Below are 18,302 nucleotides of genomic sequence, written 5' to 3' on the forward strand. Positions count from 1 at the left end.
GGGTATACATTTTGCGCGGTTTCCAGGAGTTCATTAACCCTTTAAAGTGTCCTGGCATATGAAGTCCCTCTACCTGGGTCACCACCCGCAAAATACGCAGTTGGGTAAAGCCCTGCGCGGCTTATCGTTTAACCTGGCCTGCATCCACAAATTATTCCTGGAAGATGCCCAAACAATGGCGAGCCAGCAGCTTGCACTGGCTATATTGGATCTGGCTACCTTCACCAAACAATCGTACAGGGAATTAGTTTCTGAAATTCAGATGATTGAGCGCAAACCGTATACCAAAGACCAGGCTTCGTTTTGCGGGCCTAAATGGAATGGAATACATGCTTTGAGCGCCCGTACGGTAAACGGCAGTGCGGTGGTAAAACACTGTGCAGTACTCGAAAAGCTGGTAATTGATGCATACCAGCGCCTTTTAAAGGACAATAACAGGTGTGCACATGTGAAATCATTGCTGGAGCACCAGTTAAACGGGTTCCGTTACGGGCTGGCCCGCTTACAGCTGCTGGGTGATGTGGTATTTAGTTGAGCCGCCGACAGGCGGCTTTTTCGTGGGTTTTACTTGTTTCAGGTTTCACGTTTAACGTTACAGCATGCTAAACAGTGCACCTTAAACAAAATAAAAACAGGTCGAAAGAATTCGACCCGGTTATTGCTGAGCTATCAACCTATAAGAAATTGGGGAATTTATAATGCTGAAGAAAAACAATTACTGCTGTGGTTGTAAGCAGCTTCATAGCCCATAACCTTAAATTGCATGCCAATTTTATCGCTGCCTTGATAGGCGCTGTAACGCTGGTTTTAATGGAATAATCATATGCAAATATTCTACACATGTAGCGGCCCATCTACAGCAACTGTGAATTTTGCCTGATCAGGATGCTTTCTTGCGCTTGCCCAGGCTGGCTTTCAGCTGTTCCATTAAATCGGTGGTTTGCTTGTGCACCACGCGCAATACAGTGGCTTTGGGTTTTGCCCCTTTGGCCTTGGCCTTAATCAGCTTCATCAGCTCATCGCTGTAAGTATCTTTGTACGCGCTGATATCAAATTTTTCAGACATCTGCTCAATTAACGCCAGCGCCATTTTCAGTTCCCCCGGTTTGATGGTGTTTTTTGCAGGCAGTGTAATATCTTTGGTACTGCGTATTTCGCTGTGGAAACGGATTTTATTTACCATAAGTATGTTTTCATGCACTTTTACCACGGCCAGGTTTTCCTTGTTGCGCAATACAAAGCTGCCTACACCAGCCATGCCTGTCTTTTTCAGGGCCTCCATCAGCAGCATATAGGGTTTACCGCCGCTTTTGTCAGGTTCCAGGTAATAAGCTGTATCGTAATAAATGCTGTCTATTTCACTTTCTTTTACAAACTGGAACAATTCAATTCTTTTGGTCTTTTCCGGGCTGGCGGCTGCAAAATCATCGTCTGTTAAAACCACGTATTTGCCATTCAGGTCGTATCCTTTTACAATATTGCCCCAGGCTACTTCCTTGCCGGTATGTTCGTTTACACGTTTAAAGTGAATGCGCGCATGGTCTTTTTTGTCGAGCATATCAAAGTCTAATGTGCTGCTTTCGGTAGCGCTGTAGAGTTTTACGGGAATAGTCACCAGTCCGAAACCGATGGCCCCTGTCCAGATTGATCGCATAGCATTTGATTTTTGGGTGTACTGTTATGCTTATCCATTAACAATTTCCCCGCCATTCGGGTGTAAAAACTGCCCTGTCATGTAAGAAGAATCCCTGCTGGCCAGAAAAAGGTAGCTGGGCGCCACTTCTATGGGTTCGCCGGGTCGCTCCATGGGGGCCTCGCTGCCGTGTTGCGCAACTCTTTCCTCATTAAAGCTGGCAATGATCAGCGGCGTCCAGATAGGGCCGGGCGCAACGCCGTTTACACGTATTTTGTTTTTAACGAGGTGACTGGCCAGGCTGCGGGTAAACGATACAATGGCGCCCTTGGTGGCCGCATAATCCAGCAGGCTGGCACTGCCCCGGTAAGCGGTAACAGAAGAGGTATTAATGATAGACGCCCCTTCGGGCATATGTTTTACCGCGTGTTTTACCATCCAGAACATCGAAAATACATTGGTACGGAAGGTGAGTTCCATTTTTCCTGTATCCAGTTCTGCTACTTCAGGCGTTTCATAGTGAATGCCGGCATTGTTCACAAGTACATCAATGCGGCCATACCTGTCTATTACCTGCTGCACGGCATCGTGGCAAAAGCTTTCTGTGCTTACATCCCCGGCTATGGCGAGACAGGTTTTGCTGTATTTCTTTTCGATCAGGTGTTTGGTATCAGATGCATCGGCCGTTTCATTGAGGTACACAATGGCAATGTCTGCACCTTCTTTGGCAAACAATAACGCTACTGCCTTGCCTATACCGCTGTCCCCGCCTGTGATCAACGCAATTTTATTGCTGAGTTTGCCGCTTCCGGGATCGTTATTGTCTGTAACGGGCAATGGTTTCATTTTCTTTTCTGTGCCTGGCCGTTCCTGTGTTTGGGGTATGTTCAGGTTCTTTTTGGTTTCATTTTTCATAGCATGGGCTTTGGCAGGGTAGGGAAAAAAACATACCGTTTTAAACCCTTGCCGTGCAGCAGCTGCAGTGTAGAAAATCGGCACATGGCCATGCCTGTTCAATGCCCGTATTGAGGCGATAAAACAGCCATCGGGCACGGGCTGCAATTTAACAGCATAATATCCCGGTTTGGCATGAATTAGGAACAGGTTACCGGTACACCCTTTTGCAAACAAATAAATCCAAAGTATTATGGCAGTAAAAAAGAAAACAGCAAAACAGGCAACTGTTCATCCTGAAAAGGCTGCCAGTCAAAACGAAGAAGCGCTGCGTTACCCGCACGGTCGTTTTGATACGGTGGCCTTATCCAAGCGGGGCGTTACGAAACCGAAAAAGACACCATTGGCTGCCAGGGACTAAATATCATCTCTGGCCAGTTTAATCTTTGTTCATAAGTATCCGTTTATGCATTTGTCTAGTGAAAAAGAGCCTTTTCCAGGGCTCTTTTATTGTTCGCTGCAATGTAATCTGGCAGGCACTTTGAAACAATAAACAAAACATATTTATGAACGCAAACATGCATAAGCGTTTTATGCAGATGGCGATTGACTTATCACAGTTTGCCATTGACAGTAAAACAGGCGGGCCATTCGGGGCTATTATTGTAAAGCAGGATAAAATAGTAGGCTGTTCATCCAACGGCGTTTTTCTGCACAACGATCCTACGGCGCATGCGGAGATGCTGGCCATACGTAATGCCTGCAGTAATCTGAAGACTATTGATTTATCCGGTTGTGTTATTTATTCCTCGGCCGAGCCTTGCCCCATGTGTACTGCAGCCATTTACTGGAGCAAGATAGACCGCATTTATTACGCCAACAGCGAAGAAGAATCATTGAAATATGGCTTTTATGATAAGGAGATCCTGGAAGAGCTGCGCAAGCCCAAAAGCAGGCGCACCATTAAAAGTCAGCGCATCGTTAATGCAAAGGCGCTCGAAATTTTTGAACGTGCCTTGAAGAGTTACTGAGATCGTTTAACGTTGGGACGTTTAAAGTTACGGCGTGGAAGCATTATTGATGAGGAGTGGCAGGGTAATTGAAATTATAATAAGATTGTATAACCATGACACCAATTTCAACTATTTACTTATGAATACACCGAAGCACGTAATTGAAATACTGAACGAGCTCATACAGATAAACAATGACCGCATTAAAGGATATGAGCAGGCGCTGAATGATACGCCGGATACAGAAACCGACCTGGTTGTACTGTTTGATAAGATGAAAACAGAAAGTGTGGAATATATCAGCCAGTTGCAGAACGCAGTTGTGCAAATGGGCGGCCAACCGGCTGCAGGCACCACTGTTCCCGGCAAAATTTACCGCGCATGGATGGAGTTGAACATGGCATTAAACGGCTACAACCGCACGGCCCTGCTCTCGTGTTGCGCTCATGGGGAACAGGCTGCGCAAAGCGCCTATGCCGATGCGCTGGACAATGACCTTCCGCTGGATGTAAGTTCATTTATCAATGTGCAGAAGGCTGCATTGTGTTATTCGCACGATGCGGTGCATGCATTGTGGAACGAACGCAAAACCCTTGACCAGTCTTATGTTCTCTGAATAATTTTCTCACCTAATATAAAAGTGTATGAATACGCCAACACAGCAACAACAGCCGCAGCAATACCCGCGGCCTGTAAATACGCGCCAGCCTGCTGACTGGCAAAACAACGACGGAGGAGATGATGACGACGATGATGATGATGATGAACCGGAAACCGATACCACGGAGCCAACCGCACCTGAAGTGCCACAGGTTGATCCCGATACAGATACCGGTGACAATAAGAAGAAAATACCGCAATAAAAACGGGTAAGTGGTGGGCAGTCAGCTCACCACTTTTTTTGTGCTGCTCAGTACAACTGCCGGGGGAAATATATAAGCGCTTATATATTTTGCAATCACACCGGAAAAGTTTTACATTTGAAAATTATATAAGCACTTATATATTTTTATGAACTTTTACCAGTCATTGGGTTTCCTGGTTTTCGGCAGCAGGCTAAAGCGCTTGTCTGACACGTTTTTACAGGACGTAAACAAGGTATACAAGGCGCACAAGATTGCCTTTGATGCCTCGTGGTTCCCGGTTTTTTATATCCTGTCGCGCAAAAAGGAAGTATCCATCCGCGAAATAGCCGATGAGCTGGGTATTACCCATTCTGCTGCCAGCCAGGTAGTAACCGGTTTGCAGGAAAAGGGACTGGTAAAAATGGCGGTATCCCGCAAAGATGCCCGTGCAAAAGCCATCAGTTTTACGGCCAAAGGGGAGAAGCTGCAGCAGAAAATTGAACCTGTATGGCAGGCATTGCAGCAAGCCATGGAGCAACTGGCCTGCGAAGGCAATAAAAGCAAACAGGTATTGCAGGGATTAACCGAAATGGAAACACATTTGCAGGAACAGTCATTGTTCAGCAGGATAGAAACAGTACTGGCCAGTCAACAAGCATAATAACGCATTCAACACATTTATGAGCTATAACTATTTGCCGCTCGACCGCAAGTGGCTGCATTTTGAACAGGTGAAACACCTGCTCGATTTTGACCAGCAGGTATCCATCACCTTCGATGCGCACGAACGCATATTGCAGTGCCGTGCTTATCTTGATCAGAAGATGCAGGTATCGGATGCATTGTATTACGGTATCAATACCGGCTTCGGTTTTTTGCAGAATGTACAGATAGGGCACGACCAGATTGAACAGCTGCAATACAACCTCATCCAGTCGCATGCATGTGGTTTGGGTGAAGAAGTGCCGCGGGATATTGTAAAGCTGATGCTGATGCTGAAAATAAAATCGCTCAGTTACGGACACAGCGGTGTGCAGATAGAAACGGTGAAACGCCTGATGAATATGTACAACAGCGATGTGTTGCCGGTGATTTACACACAGGGATCGCTGGGGGCTTCGGGTGATTTATCGCCGTTAAGCCATTTGAGCCTGCCTCTGATAGGCATGGGCGAAGTATACTTTAAAGGCGTGAAAATGCCGGCCAGGCAAGCCATGGATGAATTGGGCTGGCAACCCATTGCCTTACAAAGCAAGGAAGGGCTGGCACTGATTAACGGCACCCAGTTTATGAGTGCCTATGGTATGTACTGTTTAAAGAAAAGCGAACAGCTGCTGAAAATGGCCGACCTGATTGCTGCGGTATCCTATGATGCATTTGATTGCGTAAGCGATCCCCTGCATCCGCTGGTGCATGCCATCCGTGCGCACAAAGGACAGGTGCATACGGCCGCCGCCATGCTCGCACACCTCAAAGGCAGTGAAATAGGGGCACGCCGCAAACAGCAGGTGCAGGATCCTTATTCCTTCCGCTGTATTCCGCAGGTGCATGGTGCTACCAAAGACAGCTTTGCACATGTGCTGGATGTATTTATGACCGAGATCAACGCTGTAACCGATAACCCGAATGTATTCCCCGATGAAGACCTGATTATCGGTGGCGGCAACTTTCATGGCCAGCCCCTGGCACTGAACCTCGACTTCCTCGGCATTGCCATGAGTGAAATAGCCAATATCAGTGAGCGCCGCATTTACCAGCTCATCAGCGGGCAGCGTGATTTACCGTTATTCCTGGTAAAGAACCCCGGTTTGCACAGCGGCTTCATGATTCCCCAATATACCGCGGCCGGTATTGTAAGCGAAAACAAACAGCTGAGCACACCTGCATCGGTAGACAGTATTTCTTCTTCCAACAACCAGGAAGACCATGTAAGCATGGGCGCCAATGCAGCCACCAAATGTTTGCGCATTGTAAACAACGTAGAAAAAGTGCTGGCCATTGAACTCATGAGCGCCGCACAGGCACTGGATTTCAGGAGACCGCTGAAGAGTTCCCCCGTAGTAGAGAAACTGGTAGGCGAATTCAGGAAAGAAGTAAGCTTTAATGAAGAAGACCGCGTACTGCACAATGATATGGTACAAGCCATCCGCTTTGTACAGCAATACCAATAACCATTCACCGTACCTTGTTTAACAACAACAAAACCTTCTGTATATGTCATCCCGTTACGATGCAGTAAAATACAAAACACCCACCGGCAACCAGCTGCAATGCAAAGGCTGGATACAGGAAGCAGCCTTACGCATGCTACTTAATAACCTTGACCCTGCGGTTGCTGAAAAGCCTGATGAACTGATTGTATATGGCGGCAGGGGTAAGGCTGCACGTAATTTTGATGCACTTGATAAAATTATTGCTGCGCTGAAAGTGCTTGAAAACAACGAAACCCTGCTTATTCAAAGCGGCAAACCGGTAGGTATATTAACCACGCATGAAGATGCGCCACGCGTATTGTTGTCTAACTCGCAGCTGGTACCGCATTGGGCCAACTGGCAGCATTTTGATGAGCTGGAGAAAAAGGGTTTGATGATGTACGGCCAGATGACCGCAGGCAGCTGGATATACATCGGCTCGCAGGGTATTGTGCAGGGCACATACGAAACCTTTGCTGCAGTTGCCAACAAACATTTTAACGGTTCGCTGAAAGGTACCCTGAGTGTAACGGCAGGCCTTGGTGGCATGGGTGGCGCGCAGCCACTGGCCATTACTATGAACCAGGGTGTAGCCCTGTGTGCGGAAGTGGAATCATGGCGTATTGACAAACGGCTTGAAACACGGTACCTCGATATTCGTTATAACAATATTGATGCAGCCATTGACCATGCACTGCAGGCCAAACAGCAGGGTGAAGCGCTGAGCATTGGTGTGGAATGTAACGCGGTGCACCTGTTGCAGCGTTTGCTTGAACGGGATATTATTCCGGATGTGCTGACCGACCAGACCTCTGCACACGACCCGCTGATCGGTTATATACCACATACGCTGGACAATGCGGCCGCCAATGCATTGCGCAGTGAAAACCCTGATCAATACCTGCAGCTGGCGTACGACAGCATGACCATGCATGTTCAACTGATGCTGCAATTGCAGGCAAAAGGTGCTGTTACCTTCGATTATGGTAACAACCTGCGGGCACGCGCCAAAGAGCATGGGCTACAGAACGCATTTGATTTCCCAGGTTTTGTGCCGGCTTACATACGACCCTTGTTCTGCGAAGGCAAAGGCCCTTTCCGCTGGGCGGCATTGAGCGGTGACCCGGCTGATATTGCCGTTACAGATGAAGTGATCGCTGCCCTGTTTCCTGAAAACGAAAGCCTGCAACGCTGGCTGAAGCTTGCTAAAGAACGTATCGCATTCCAGGGATTGCCGGCGCGTATTTGCTGGCTGGGACAGGGTGAGCGGGAAAAAGCAGGCCAGGCATTTAATGAGCTGGTGCGTACCGGCAAAGTAAAAGCACCCATCGTGATAGGTCGTGATCACCTGGATACGGGCTCTGTTGCATCACCCAACAGGGAAACCGAAGCCATGGCCGATGGCAGTGATGCTGTGGCAGACTGGCCGCTGTTGAATGCACTGGTAAACACGGCTGGCGGTGCAAGTTGGGTAAGTCTGCACCATGGTGGCGGTGTGGGCATGGGATACAGTATACATGCAGGTATGGTGATTGTTGCCGACGGAACGGATGCAGCTGCGCAACGCCTGTCGCGCGTACTGCGCAACGATCCCGGCACAGGTGTTATACGCCATGCAGATGCGGGTTATGCAACAGCGAAGCAAACAGCCCTTGCCGCAAACCTTGCTATTGATGAACGGTTAAAGGGTTAGTGCAAATCCTACCCCTGTTTATGTATCTTTAGTTGAAACTATTATATGCCGCAATTTTTAATACTCGCAGAAGATTTTAAAGACGCCAATGCGTTGCAACGCCGCCTCGATATACGCCCCAAACACCTTGACCGCATGCGGGTGGAGAAAGAAAAAGGCACATTTATCATTGGAGGTGCCCAGCTGAATGAAGAAGGGAATATGTTTGGCTCTATGCTCATTATTGAACTGGCCGATGAAGAAGCTGCCCAGGATTGGATACAGGATGATCCCTATGTAACCGGCCAGGTATGGGAGCATATCAGCATTACGCCCTTTAGAGTGGCAGCGGTGTGAGAAGGCGGAGCCTGCTCCCAGCAAGCTAACAACCGCTAAAAGCTATTCGCTTGGTTAAAAGTTCAGCCCCAGGTTTACATATGGAAGCACGCGTTTGCTCTGGTCAGAATACATCATGCTTATTTCCAGCGGACCAAGAATAAAATTATAGCCGGCAGATAGGGCATACCCCGTCAAAAAGCCTGCTGCACGCAGCTTCTGGTTATCATTGATGAAATCGTGGTACAATGCATTAGACCTTGCTGTAAGATAAAAATTACTGTACATCTCGTACCGTAACCCTACCAATGCCGATACCAGGCTCGATGTGCGGAAGGCACCTGTATAAAAACCTGCAAACGTAACCTGGTTACGGAAATTACCATTTAAACCACCTACCAGGTAATCGTTTAAAATACCCTGGCCGCCTTTGCTGTTGGCTGCTCCCTGTGCCTGCGTTATCAGCGTAAGCTTGTTTGCCAGCGGCGTATAACTCACCACGTTCACCTGTGCATGCCCAAAGGGCCCGAAACGGAAGCCCAGCGAATCTGTGTTATAAACCGGGCTACCCTGGGTAAAAAACTTCAGGTTATTGGCCTGGTTGTATATAACGCCTGCCTCCACATCGATCTGTAAACCACGTTTCGGGAAAATACCGTTTGAAAGTGTGTTGTACTTAAGAAAATAGTAAGAATTGAGGAAACTATTATCACCATTGAGTTCCAGGTGCGAAGGAATATCGGGTTTGTAGTGAAAATATTCAAAGCGGGTGCCGATGCCTGTCATCAGGCTCAGGCTTGGCGCAATACGTACATTCCAGTCGGCAAAGAAATAACGCCGCTTATACAAACCATCTTTCTTAAAATGATCGTACGTGCTGTAGCCAAATTCTTCGGCCTGTACAGCCATTGCAGATGAAAAGTGTTTGTACTTGCCAAAGTATTGAATATGCTCGCCTCTTATGCGCAGGTTATCGCCCAGGTTAAGCGTAACCAGGCTGCGTGAATAAGGGGTAAAAAAGTTACGCGTGGTAAAATTGGTGATAAGGCTGAAGCCTGCAAATGAGTTATAAAAAATACCGAGCTTGGCAAATGTGAACGGGTTTTCCGTTACGTCAAACACAATGCGCACCGTACCATCGGGCAAGGGTTCGAGTGTATAGGTGATCTTTTTAAAATAGCGCGTGCCAAAAGCCAGGCGTATCTGTGTAGAAAGCTGTTTGGGCGTATACCAGCGGTTGTTTTCAAACTGCAGGCGGTGCAGGAAAAAAGAAGGCTCAATCTTTTTTAAACCATTGATGGTATACTGGGTAACCTTTACCGAATCAATATCAGGCAGCTGTGCTGGCTTTGATTTTGGTTCACCATAAATGGCATTCAGCGAATCTGCGAGATGTTTAAACACTGGGTACAGCTCACGGCCTTTGTGCAGGCCTTCTTCAATAATTTCATTGGCATTGCCGAAACTGCCCATGCTGTAATTCTCCAGGTCGGTATGTATGTACAGGTCGCAGAGTTTTTTCTCCTGTCTTGCGTCTTCATCTTCCCTGAAAAACGCGATCTGCAATAATATCTGGAAAACGTTGTTGATTTTTTCCTTGGCCAGTAAACCGCCCGATACACTGCTGCCGATAACATAATCAGCACCCATTTTGCGCGCATCACGCACCGGGAAATTCCGCACAATACCACCATCTACCAGCTTCTTGCCATTGTAATCAACAGCAGTAAATACCGAAGGGATCGACATGCTTGAACGTACTGCAGCAGAAATATCGCCCTGGTCAAGCACCACTGCTTCACCATTGCTTACATCGGTAGCAATGCATTTAAACGGCCTGGGAAAATCATTGAAGTTTTTGATTTTATATACCGGGAAAAACAGTTCGCTGAATTTAAGCCATAACTCTTCAGATTCCAGCAGGCCGCTGGGAAAACGGAAGCCATGATTTACCCAGGGCAGTTCAATGGCATAACGGTCGTATTCGGCCTTTTCATCCATGCCCAATGAACGGAGGGATGCTGCATTGCTTAAGAGGATATCCCAGTTTACAGAGCGTGCAATTTTCTCAATACTGTCTGCCGAATAACCTGCTGCATACAATGCACCCATAATGCTGCCCATACTGGTGCCGGTAACATAATCTATACGCAGTCCCGCAGAATCGATGGCTTTTAAAATACCAATATGCGCCAGGCCCTTTGCACCGCCTCCACTTAAGGTTAATCCGAGTTTAGGGCGTTGCGCAAAAACAGCTGTGCTTAAACAAAGAAGAAATAAAATACTGGTGTGTATTTTCATGTTGATACCTGCTGATCAGCTAAATTAACGGGAAAAAATGGGATGAAGCTTAAATGCTTTGTAATATTGTTGCATGAGTACCATCTCTCTCATCAATATTGGTTTTTTAGTAAATGCCGGTCATGACCAGGAAGTGCGGCGTGGTGCAGCAATGGCGCAACTGCCGGTATTAGAGCAGGCATATCTTGAGATAAAAGACGACCGCATTGTTGACTGGGGTTTGATGAAAGACTATACCATTCCCGAATACCATACGGTAGCAGATGCAGCAGGCGGTGCTGTATTGCCGGGCTGGTGCGACAGCCATACGCACCTGGTATTTGCAGCGAGCAGGGAAGGGGAGTTTATAGATAAACTGAAAGGACTAAGTTATGAAGCCATAGCCGCCAAGGGCGGCGGCATCCTGAACTCTGCACGCAAGCTCAACGCAACAGATGAAAACACGTTGTACGAACTGGCGAAGCACAGACTGGAAAGCCTGATGCAGCTGGGCACTACAGCCATCGAAATAAAAAGCGGGTATGGACTTACCCTTGAAGGGGAACTGAAAATGCTGCGTGTAATACAGCGGCTGAAGCAAAGCATGCCCATACCCGTTAAAGCTACTTTTCTTGGAGCACATGCATTTCCCGAAGCGTATAAAAACAATCCCGGGGGTTATATCCGTTTAATTACTGAGGAAATGCTGCCGGCGATTGCTGCTGAAAACCTGGCAGATTATATTGACGTGTTTTGCGAACAGGGTTTCTTTAATACTGTGCAAACAGCCGAAGTGTGCAATGCCGGTGCAAAGTATGGACTTAAAGCCAAGATACACGCGAACCAGCTGCATGTATCAGGCGGTGTGGAAACAGGTGTTGCATTGGGTGCGGTATCAGTTGATCACCTGGAAAGCATGGATCATCAGGCAATTCAAACACTCGCCGCTTCCAATACCATCGGTACATTGTTGCCCACCGCAGCGTTCTTTTTACGCATGCCTTTTCAACCTGCGCGGCAATTGATCGATGCAGGCTGTGCTGTTGCGCTGGCGTCTGATTTCAACCCGGGATCTAGTCCCAGCGGCAACATGAACCTGGTGGTGTCAATGGCCTGCATCGGCATGAAAATGCTGCCCGAAGAAGCCATTAATGCAGCCACCATCAACGGTGCCCATGCCATGGGACTGGGTTATGAAACAGGCAGCATCGCGCGGTTCAATAAAGCCAATCTCATACTTACACAACCTGTTCCTTCCATTGCTTACCTGCCGTATGCCTTTGGTACCAACCTGGTTAAAAAAGTAATGGTAAACGGAAACTGGATCTGATGGTTAAAAAAAGAAAAACACTGCCCCTGCAATTACCTGCCGCTATACTGCAGGCCGATTTAAATATCAAAGACCGTGATGGTTGTTTGCAATACCTGGTGCAGGTGTTTAACTGCATTCGCCCGCGCCGCACTGCGCATGCAACGCAGGCAGACAGTAACCTGCAGCAACTTACCGCGCAGATGCTGGAACAGCCGCAGTTGCTGAAGAACCTGCGTGTGGCGGTAACGGCACAGCTCGTTAATACCAACCTGGTGCCTGCATTTACAGAAAGCGGCTTGCTGCTTTCGCGCGGGTTTGTACAGGAATGCCTTACCCGCCTCAACCATGCCATATTGCCGGCCCTGCAAAACGAATCTGGCTTCTTGTACACCATTAACCGCATCTTTTACCAGGCGAAAGATTATATATGGGTACAGGCCATTCAACGGGCGCACTGGAAAGCATTTTTTGAAGCGCTTGACCTGTCGGTCAGCTCGCAAAACAGGGAGCTGCGCAAACAATTGCTGCAGTCGCTGGTGATACTGTCACACAAGGTGGCGCATTTTGGACTGGAACCTGAAATTGGCCGTTATCTCAGCAATGAAACACCGGAAGCCAACCCGTTTGTACAGCAAAACCGCTATCTCAGCAGCATACAGCAACAACTGGCCGGGCAGCAGGAAGCAGGCGGGCTGCAGGATGTGGCCCTCTTATACAACCTGCTGGAAGACTGCCTGGCCTGCCTTGCAGGCATCCGCGAAACACAATCGGAGCAGGGCACCAGCCTGTCGCTCTCGTATACCATGCTGGTAATGGAAAGTGCCCTGATGCGTATGCGTATACTGCTCGATGCGCTGGACAACAACCATCGCTTTAACACCGATAACCTGGTAGATTTTTTCAGAACACTGGTGCAGTACGAGAAACAAAAGAACAGCATCCGCGGCCTGTTTTCCCAAAGCTTTGCTGCCATTGCCTACCAGGTAGCAGAGCACAAGGGCAGCAAGGGCGACAAATACATTACCACTACCAGCGCCGAATATTTCAAAATGATCGCCAGCGCCATGTGGGGCGGGTTTATCATCAGTTTTATCGCCGTCTTCAAATCATTGCTGGGCAAGCTGCCCATTGCACCTTTCTGGCAGGGCCTGGTGTACAGCATGAATTACAGCGCCGGCTTTTTACTGATAGAAGAAACCCACAGCACACTGGCAACCAAACAGCCTGCATTCACCGCCAGCGCAGTGGCAGGCTCGCTCGATACACGTAAAAACGAGCAGCCCAACCTGTACAACCTGGCTATTACCGTTGCCAGGGTTACGCGCAGCCAGTTCGCCAGCTTTGTGGGCAACCTGCTGGTGGTGTTCCCGTTTACCTATTGCCTGGCCTGGTTATATCAACTTGCCTTTAAACACAAACTGGCCGAAGGGGAAGCTGCCATGCACCTGCTGCGCGATCAGCATCCCTGGCAAAGCTTTGCCTTGCTGTATGCCTGCAATACAGGCGTGTTCCTGTTCCTGAGCGGGTTGATAGCAGGGTTTGTGCAGAACAAAATACAATACGGCCGCGTAGCGGAACGATTGCGCCAGCACCCGGTGCTTAAAGAAAAAATGCAACCACGGCGTTTGCAGCAACTGGCCCATTATGTAGAAACACATGCCGGCGGCATAGCCGGTAACATAGCCCTGGGGTTGTTCCTGGGCATGAGCACCGTGGTAGTGAAAATCTTCGGGATTCCCTTCGATATCCGTCATATCACCATCTCTGCCGGTAATACAGCCATCGGCGTATATGGCATTGGCTTCCACAACATGCGCTGGCAATACCTGTGTGAAGTACTTGCAGGGGTGGCAGGCATTGGATTCTTGAATTTTTTAGTTAGCTTTTCATTGGCGTTTATTGTTGCAGTGAAATCAAGGGGCATTTTGCTGCGCGATTACCCGGAGTTTCTCCGCATCCTGTTCCGCTACTGGCGTAAATACCCGCTGGATTTTATCAGGCCCAGGCGGGTAGAATATCGGGCAGGGAACAAGGAATAACGAATAAATTTGTTTGCCATGCAATACCTGAAAATTTATACCAAACACGATGTGCTCGCGCTTACGCGCCTCCGACGTTTTGAAACCAAACTGGGTGAATGTGTGCAGCTGCTGCACGGTGGTAAATGGGATGAAACGGCACTCGAAAAAAGTACCGCGAAGTTTGTTATGCTCGGTGTGCCCGAAGATATTGGCGTAAAGGCAAATGCAGGTACAGGCGGGGCAGACACATTGTGGCAGCCGTTTCTGCAGGCTTTTCTCAATATACAGAGCAACGATTTTTTACAGGGCGAAGAAGTACTGCTGCTGGGTCATCTCGATTTTTCGGAGCTCAGTGCTGCCGTTGAAAACAATGCCCTCAGCGCTGAAGAGCGCATAGATGCTTACCGCCATGCTGTGCCGGTGATTGATACTGCCGTGGAAGACGTGGTGAAACAAATTACGCGGTTCGGTAAAATACCGCTGGTAATTGGCGGAGGTCATAACAACGCGTATGGCTGCATTAAAGGGGCTGCCAAGGGATTGCATAAAGCAGGTGTGCTGCCTATTGCACAGATCAACGCCATTAACCTCGACGCACATGCCGATTACAGGCCCACAGAAGGCCGCCACAGCGGTAACGCCTTTCGTTATGCAGAAGAAGATGGATACCTTGAAAAGTACTGCGTAATAGGCCTGCACGAGAACTACCTTACCCAGAATACCTGGATTGACATTGTCAACAATCCCTTCATCGATATTACCACGTACGAGGATATTTTCCTGCACGAAAAAAGATCGTTCAGGGAAGCCATTACCGATGCCATCAGTTTTACCGATGCTACCTGGGTAGGTATAGAGCTGGATGTGGATTGTATTGAACACACTTTGAGCAGTGCAGCCACCCCATCGGGTATTACGGCCCTGCACGCCAGGCGTTACCTGCATTATACGGCATCTGCCTGCAAGGCTGCGTACCTGCACATTTGTGAAGGCGCCACACAACTCAATGATGGCCGCCGCGACGAAACCACCGGCAAGCTGGTCAGTTACCTGGTAGCTGATTTTGTAAAAGCCGCACTGGCAGACGAACAACCTTAACCCTGGTGCATTTTGCAGCAAAACAAGTGGCACTGCATGCTTAACGGAGTTATACGGCCTTAAAAACTGATAAAGCATTGTGCCGGATGCTTGCAGCTCGCAGCGAACTCCTTATATTAGCCCCCAGGTTTAAAGAAAGATTGTTTATGAGCAGATATTTGAAACAAACCAGGATACTGGTAGCAGTAGATTGTATCATCTTCGGGTTTGACGGACAGGAATTGAAATTACTGCTGATTCAGCGCGGACTTGAACCGCTGAAAGGCAGGTGGAGCCTGGTGGGAGGCTTTCTCAAAGAAAATGAAAGCCTGGAAGACGGCGCTGCACATGTATTACAGCAGCTCACCGGCTTGCAGGGTGTTTATATGGAACAGCTGTATGCCTTCAGCAAGCCGGACAGGGATTCGGTGGAACGCACCATTTCCGTGGCTTATTTTGCACTGATCGATCTTGACCAGTACCGCCAGCAGCTGAGTGAAGAATACCACGCTGAATGGGTATCGCTGCGCGGCCTGCCCGATTTGATTTTCGACCACAAGGAAATGGTGGCGGAAGCAAAAAAACGCCTGCGCTACAAAGCCGCCCTGCACCCGATTCTATTTGAACTGTTACCCGATAAATTCACCGTTCCACAACTGCAGAACCTGTACGAAGGTGTATACGACAGCCTGTTCGATAAGCGCAATTTCAGCCGCAAGGTGCTCTCTACCGGGCTGCTGGTAAAGCAGAAGTCGAAAGACAAGCTGAACTCGAAAAAAGGGGCTTTCTATTACAAACTCGACAAACGCAAGTACAACGCCAAATTCCATTCGTTTCTCAATTTTATTCCCAATCCGAATAAATTTTAGCTGCATCTTTGCCTGCTGATACCACAGCCAGCAATGGCGTTGCGGTACCAGGTAACTTTCAATTAACAGGCAATGACCCCGGAAAGGAGTGAAAAATTAGCACGTGTAATGGCGAAGCGCCAGGAGAACATTACCGTGGTACTCGAGCATGTGGAAGACCCGCGCAATATCGCTGCCATTATGCGCAGCTGCGATGCTGTAGGCATACAGGATATTCACCTTATTCACCCGCCGCAGGCACGCCCGCGCAACTGGGGTTTTCTCAGCGCACGAAGTGCTGAAAAATGGGTTACCCTGCACCATTACAACGAAGCGGAAACCTGTATTGCCGAACTGCTGCAACAGCAATTTATACTGTTAACCACGCATCTCGGTGCCGATTCAGTGCCCCTGCATGAAGTGGATTTTACCCGCAAGGTAGCCCTGGTGTTTGGCAACGAACGCAACGGTGTAAGTGAACAGATCCGCAACCGTGCACAGGGCAATTTTAATGTGCCGCAGGTAGGCATGATACAGAGCCTCAATATTTCAGTTGCCTGCGCTGTGAGTATTTATGAAGCCTACCGCCAGAAAATGCTGGCCGGTCATTACAACACACCGGGTATGCATGCAGCACGCAGGGAAACGCTGTTGCAGCAATGGTCAATCAAGCAATAATATCCATGAAAAAACTACTGTTCCTTCTTGGCTTAACACTGGCCTGTAACCTGCTTTGCGCGCAGGAAATAAAACGCGTGAAGATCGCCGATATTCAGCGCATGATTGATACCAGCACCCAGCCGCTGATTGTAAATTTCTGGGCCAGCTGGTGTACCCCCTGCATACATGAGATACCGTGGTTTGAAAAAAACGTGGCTGCTTTTAAAGACCACAATGTAAAGCTGCTGCTGGTAAGCCTTGACCTGCCCGGCGATTACCCCGGCAACCTGCGCAAATTCATTAACCAGCATCATTATGCCTCACAGGTGGTATGGCTCGAAGACATGAAGGCCGACGAGTACTGCCCTAAAATAGACAGCACCTGGCACGGCACCATACCCGTATCACTGTTCGTGAACAACCAAACGCATTTCAGGCAGTTCCTGAACCGCCAGGTTACCGACCCGCAGGTACAGCTGCTGCTGCAGCAAATGACTAAATAGATGGCTGAATGGCTGCATGGATTGATGGTTTATAACCATTGAACAATCAATCCATCTCTTTCAAACTGTTTTGTTCGTCACGTTCTTTCTTCAGGTGGCTGATGCTTACATTTAATTCAAAGCCCACCAGCAGTATCAGGGAATTGATAAAAATCAGGAACATCAATATCAGCACCGTTCCAATGGAGCCATAGAATTTATTGTAGTTCGAGAAGTTCGTTACCCATATCGAAAATAACATGGTGACCAGTATGGTAACCGAAGCAGCAAAGATAGCACCCGGCGAAAGTATGCGCCAGCGCTTGGTTACCGAGGGGGCGTACTTGTAAATCAACCCGATTGAAACCAGGAACAGCACCAATATCACCAGCCATCGCAGGGTTTTTATCCAGAAACGGATGGAGGAGTTGTGGATGCCCCAATAGCCCAGTATAGACTTGAACAATACACCTTGCCCCAGGGAAATTAAGATGGTACCAATAATCAGCAGTATCACAATGGTGGTAAGGCGTATGGCCCGCCAGCGCTTGGCAACGAAATTGCTGCGCCTGCGGTATACCAGCGACCTGTCGAACGTGCGGATGATACCCATCATGGCATTGGATGAATAAAACACTGCCAGTATAAAACCGAGCGATAGCATACCACCTTTAGGCTTGTTGAAAATATCATCGAGAAAGCTCACCATGAATTTCTGTGTCTCCTGGTTGGGGGTAATATCCCGCACAATACGGAACAGTTCGTTATGAAACTGTTTGGAGATGGGCAGGTAAGGCACCAGGGTAAACAGGAAGATGGCGGCAGCTGGTATGGCCATGATAAAATTGAACGAAATTGCTGCGGCGCGTACATTCAATCCCACACGTTTTACCTGGTTCAGAAAGTACTGCACCACATCGTACAAAGCCAGCCCTTCAAAGCCGGGTAATATAATACGGCGGCTTTTATTGATAAAAAAGCTGGCAGGAGCAGAGTTTAATATAACGCGTTCCAGTTTAGTCAAAACAACAGCGGGT

General features: G+C 48.3%; 19 protein-coding genes. 15 read left to right on the plus strand and 4 right to left on the minus strand.

Translation table 11 applies throughout. From position 1 onward, the window contains the following. Positions 1-58: 58 nt before the first annotated feature. Positions 59-535: a hypothetical protein gene (locus DXN05_RS10920; RefSeq protein ID WP_116847291.1), complete on the plus strand. Its 477-nt coding sequence runs from the start codon at positions 59-61 to the stop codon at positions 533-535. 345 nt (positions 536-880) lie between these two features. Here DXN05_RS10920 and ku read toward each other — a convergent pair whose 3' ends face one another. Both ku and DXN05_RS10935 read right to left on the minus strand, forming a co-directional pair. Next, positions 881-1,654: a non-homologous end joining protein Ku gene (ku, locus tag DXN05_RS10930; RefSeq protein WP_116847293.1), complete on the minus strand. Its 774-nt coding sequence runs from the start codon at positions 1,652-1,654 to the stop codon at positions 881-883. Between the two features lie 30 nt (positions 1,655-1,684). Further along, entirely contained in the window at positions 1,685-2,548 is an 864-nt protein-coding gene (locus DXN05_RS10935) for an SDR family oxidoreductase (protein WP_116847571.1), read from the minus strand. 232 nt (positions 2,549-2,780) lie between these two features. Between DXN05_RS10935 and DXN05_RS24665 the strand changes: the two genes are divergently transcribed. From DXN05_RS24665 to DXN05_RS10970, 8 genes are all read left to right on the plus strand, one after another. Next, complete coding sequence (locus DXN05_RS24665) at positions 2,781-2,948, plus strand: hypothetical protein (protein WP_158559212.1); 168 nt, start codon at positions 2,781-2,783, stop codon at positions 2,946-2,948. Between the two features lie 145 nt (positions 2,949-3,093). After that, entirely contained in the window at positions 3,094-3,558 is a 465-nt protein-coding gene (locus DXN05_RS10940) for a nucleoside deaminase (RefSeq protein WP_116847294.1), read from the plus strand. Between the two features lie 121 nt (positions 3,559-3,679). Then, on the plus strand, positions 3,680-4,156 hold the full coding sequence (locus DXN05_RS10945; RefSeq protein WP_158559213.1) for a PA2169 family four-helix-bundle protein: 477 nt from the start codon (positions 3,680-3,682) through the stop codon (positions 4,154-4,156). Between the two features lie 28 nt (positions 4,157-4,184). Then, positions 4,185-4,403, plus strand: a complete 219-nt coding sequence (locus DXN05_RS10950; protein ID WP_116847296.1) for a hypothetical protein — start codon at positions 4,185-4,187, stop codon at positions 4,401-4,403. A 148-nt stretch (positions 4,404-4,551) separates the two neighbouring features. Further along, on the plus strand, positions 4,552-5,046 hold the full coding sequence (locus tag DXN05_RS10955; RefSeq protein ID WP_116847297.1) for a MarR family winged helix-turn-helix transcriptional regulator: 495 nt from the start codon (positions 4,552-4,554) through the stop codon (positions 5,044-5,046). A 19-nt stretch (positions 5,047-5,065) separates the two neighbouring features. Further along, positions 5,066-6,556 (plus strand): histidine ammonia-lyase, encoded by a 1,491-nt coding sequence (hutH, locus tag DXN05_RS10960; protein WP_116847298.1) that lies wholly within the window; start codon positions 5,066-5,068, stop codon positions 6,554-6,556. Positions 6,557-6,599: 43 nt separating this feature from the next. Next, positions 6,600-8,270 (plus strand): urocanate hydratase, encoded by a 1,671-nt coding sequence (hutU, locus tag DXN05_RS10965; RefSeq protein ID WP_116847299.1) that lies wholly within the window; start codon positions 6,600-6,602, stop codon positions 8,268-8,270. A gap of 45 nt (positions 8,271-8,315) precedes the next feature. After that, positions 8,316-8,606: a YciI family protein gene (locus tag DXN05_RS10970; RefSeq protein ID WP_116847300.1), complete on the plus strand. Its 291-nt coding sequence runs from the start codon at positions 8,316-8,318 to the stop codon at positions 8,604-8,606. Positions 8,607-8,660: 54 nt separating this feature from the next. Here DXN05_RS10970 and DXN05_RS10975 read toward each other — a convergent pair whose 3' ends face one another. Beyond that, entirely contained in the window at positions 8,661-10,886 is a 2,226-nt protein-coding gene (locus tag DXN05_RS10975; RefSeq protein WP_116847301.1) for a patatin-like phospholipase family protein, read from the minus strand. Between the two features lie 73 nt (positions 10,887-10,959). Here DXN05_RS10975 and hutI point away from each other — a divergent pair, with 73 nt between their 5' ends. The 6 genes from hutI (at position 10,960) to DXN05_RS11005 (ending at position 17,286) form a co-directional block, all read left to right on the plus strand. Continuing rightward, a complete protein-coding gene (gene hutI / locus DXN05_RS10980) occupies positions 10,960-12,195 on the plus strand; it encodes an imidazolonepropionase (protein ID WP_116847302.1) in 1,236 nt (411 codons plus the stop codon). Further along, positions 12,195-14,216 carry a site-specific recombinase gene (locus DXN05_RS10985; RefSeq protein ID WP_116847303.1) on the plus strand — a complete coding sequence of 674 codons (2,022 nt, stop codon included), beginning with the start codon at positions 12,195-12,197 and terminating at the stop codon, positions 14,214-14,216. The genes hutI and DXN05_RS10985 overlap by 1 nt, the downstream gene beginning before the upstream one ends. Positions 14,217-14,234: 18 nt before the next feature. Continuing rightward, positions 14,235-15,296: a formimidoylglutamase gene (locus tag DXN05_RS10990; RefSeq protein WP_116847304.1), complete on the plus strand. Its 1,062-nt coding sequence runs from the start codon at positions 14,235-14,237 to the stop codon at positions 15,294-15,296. Positions 15,297-15,442: 146 nt separating this feature from the next. Next, entirely contained in the window at positions 15,443-16,144 is a 702-nt protein-coding gene (locus DXN05_RS10995; RefSeq protein ID WP_116847572.1) for an NUDIX hydrolase, read from the plus strand. A gap of 72 nt (positions 16,145-16,216) precedes the next feature. After that, positions 16,217-16,801, plus strand: a complete 585-nt coding sequence (locus DXN05_RS11000; protein WP_116847305.1) for a TrmH family RNA methyltransferase — start codon at positions 16,217-16,219, stop codon at positions 16,799-16,801. Positions 16,802-16,806: 5 nt separating this feature from the next. Next, the gene (locus tag DXN05_RS11005; protein WP_158559214.1) at positions 16,807-17,286 is read left to right on the plus strand and encodes a TlpA disulfide reductase family protein; all 480 of its coding nucleotides are present in this window, start codon (positions 16,807-16,809) and stop codon (positions 17,284-17,286) included. Positions 17,287-17,332: 46 nt separating this feature from the next. Here the strand turns inward: DXN05_RS11005 and DXN05_RS11010 are convergent, their stop codons facing one another. Next, entirely contained in the window at positions 17,333-18,289 is a 957-nt protein-coding gene (locus DXN05_RS11010; protein WP_158559215.1) for a YihY/virulence factor BrkB family protein, read from the minus strand. Between the last annotated feature and the right edge of the window lie 13 nt (positions 18,290-18,302).

This window comes from Deminuibacter soli (assembly GCF_003412455.1).
GTDB lineage: Bacteria > Bacteroidota > Bacteroidia > Chitinophagales > Chitinophagaceae > Deminuibacter > Deminuibacter soli.

Coding starts and splice junctions, on each gene's coding strand:
- DXN05_RS10920 (WP_116847291.1), top strand. CDS start 59: ATGAAGTCCCTCTACCTGGGTCACCACCCGCAAAATACGCAGTTGGGT.
- ku (WP_116847293.1), bottom strand. CDS start 1,654: ATGCGATCAATCTGGACAGGGGCCATCGGTTTCGGACTGGTGACTATT.
- DXN05_RS10935 (WP_116847571.1), bottom strand. CDS start 2,548: ATGAAAAATGAAACCAAAAAGAACCTGAACATACCCCAAACACAGGAA.
- DXN05_RS24665 (WP_158559212.1), top strand. CDS start 2,781: ATGGCAGTAAAAAAGAAAACAGCAAAACAGGCAACTGTTCATCCTGAA.
- DXN05_RS10940 (WP_116847294.1), top strand. CDS start 3,094: ATGAACGCAAACATGCATAAGCGTTTTATGCAGATGGCGATTGACTTA.
- DXN05_RS10945 (WP_158559213.1), top strand. CDS start 3,680: ATGAATACACCGAAGCACGTAATTGAAATACTGAACGAGCTCATACAG.
- DXN05_RS10950 (WP_116847296.1), top strand. CDS start 4,185: ATGAATACGCCAACACAGCAACAACAGCCGCAGCAATACCCGCGGCCT.
- DXN05_RS10955 (WP_116847297.1), top strand. CDS start 4,552: ATGAACTTTTACCAGTCATTGGGTTTCCTGGTTTTCGGCAGCAGGCTA.
- hutH (WP_116847298.1), top strand. CDS start 5,066: ATGAGCTATAACTATTTGCCGCTCGACCGCAAGTGGCTGCATTTTGAA.
- hutU (WP_116847299.1), top strand. CDS start 6,600: ATGTCATCCCGTTACGATGCAGTAAAATACAAAACACCCACCGGCAAC.
- DXN05_RS10970 (WP_116847300.1), top strand. CDS start 8,316: ATGCCGCAATTTTTAATACTCGCAGAAGATTTTAAAGACGCCAATGCG.
- DXN05_RS10975 (WP_116847301.1), bottom strand. CDS start 10,886: ATGAAAATACACACCAGTATTTTATTTCTTCTTTGTTTAAGCACAGCT.
- hutI (WP_116847302.1), top strand. CDS start 10,960: ATGAGTACCATCTCTCTCATCAATATTGGTTTTTTAGTAAATGCCGGT.
- DXN05_RS10985 (WP_116847303.1), top strand. CDS start 12,195: ATGGTTAAAAAAAGAAAAACACTGCCCCTGCAATTACCTGCCGCTATA.
- DXN05_RS10990 (WP_116847304.1), top strand. CDS start 14,235: ATGCAATACCTGAAAATTTATACCAAACACGATGTGCTCGCGCTTACG.
- DXN05_RS10995 (WP_116847572.1), top strand. CDS start 15,443: ATGAGCAGATATTTGAAACAAACCAGGATACTGGTAGCAGTAGATTGT.
- DXN05_RS11000 (WP_116847305.1), top strand. CDS start 16,217: ATGACCCCGGAAAGGAGTGAAAAATTAGCACGTGTAATGGCGAAGCGC.
- DXN05_RS11005 (WP_158559214.1), top strand. CDS start 16,807: ATGAAAAAACTACTGTTCCTTCTTGGCTTAACACTGGCCTGTAACCTG.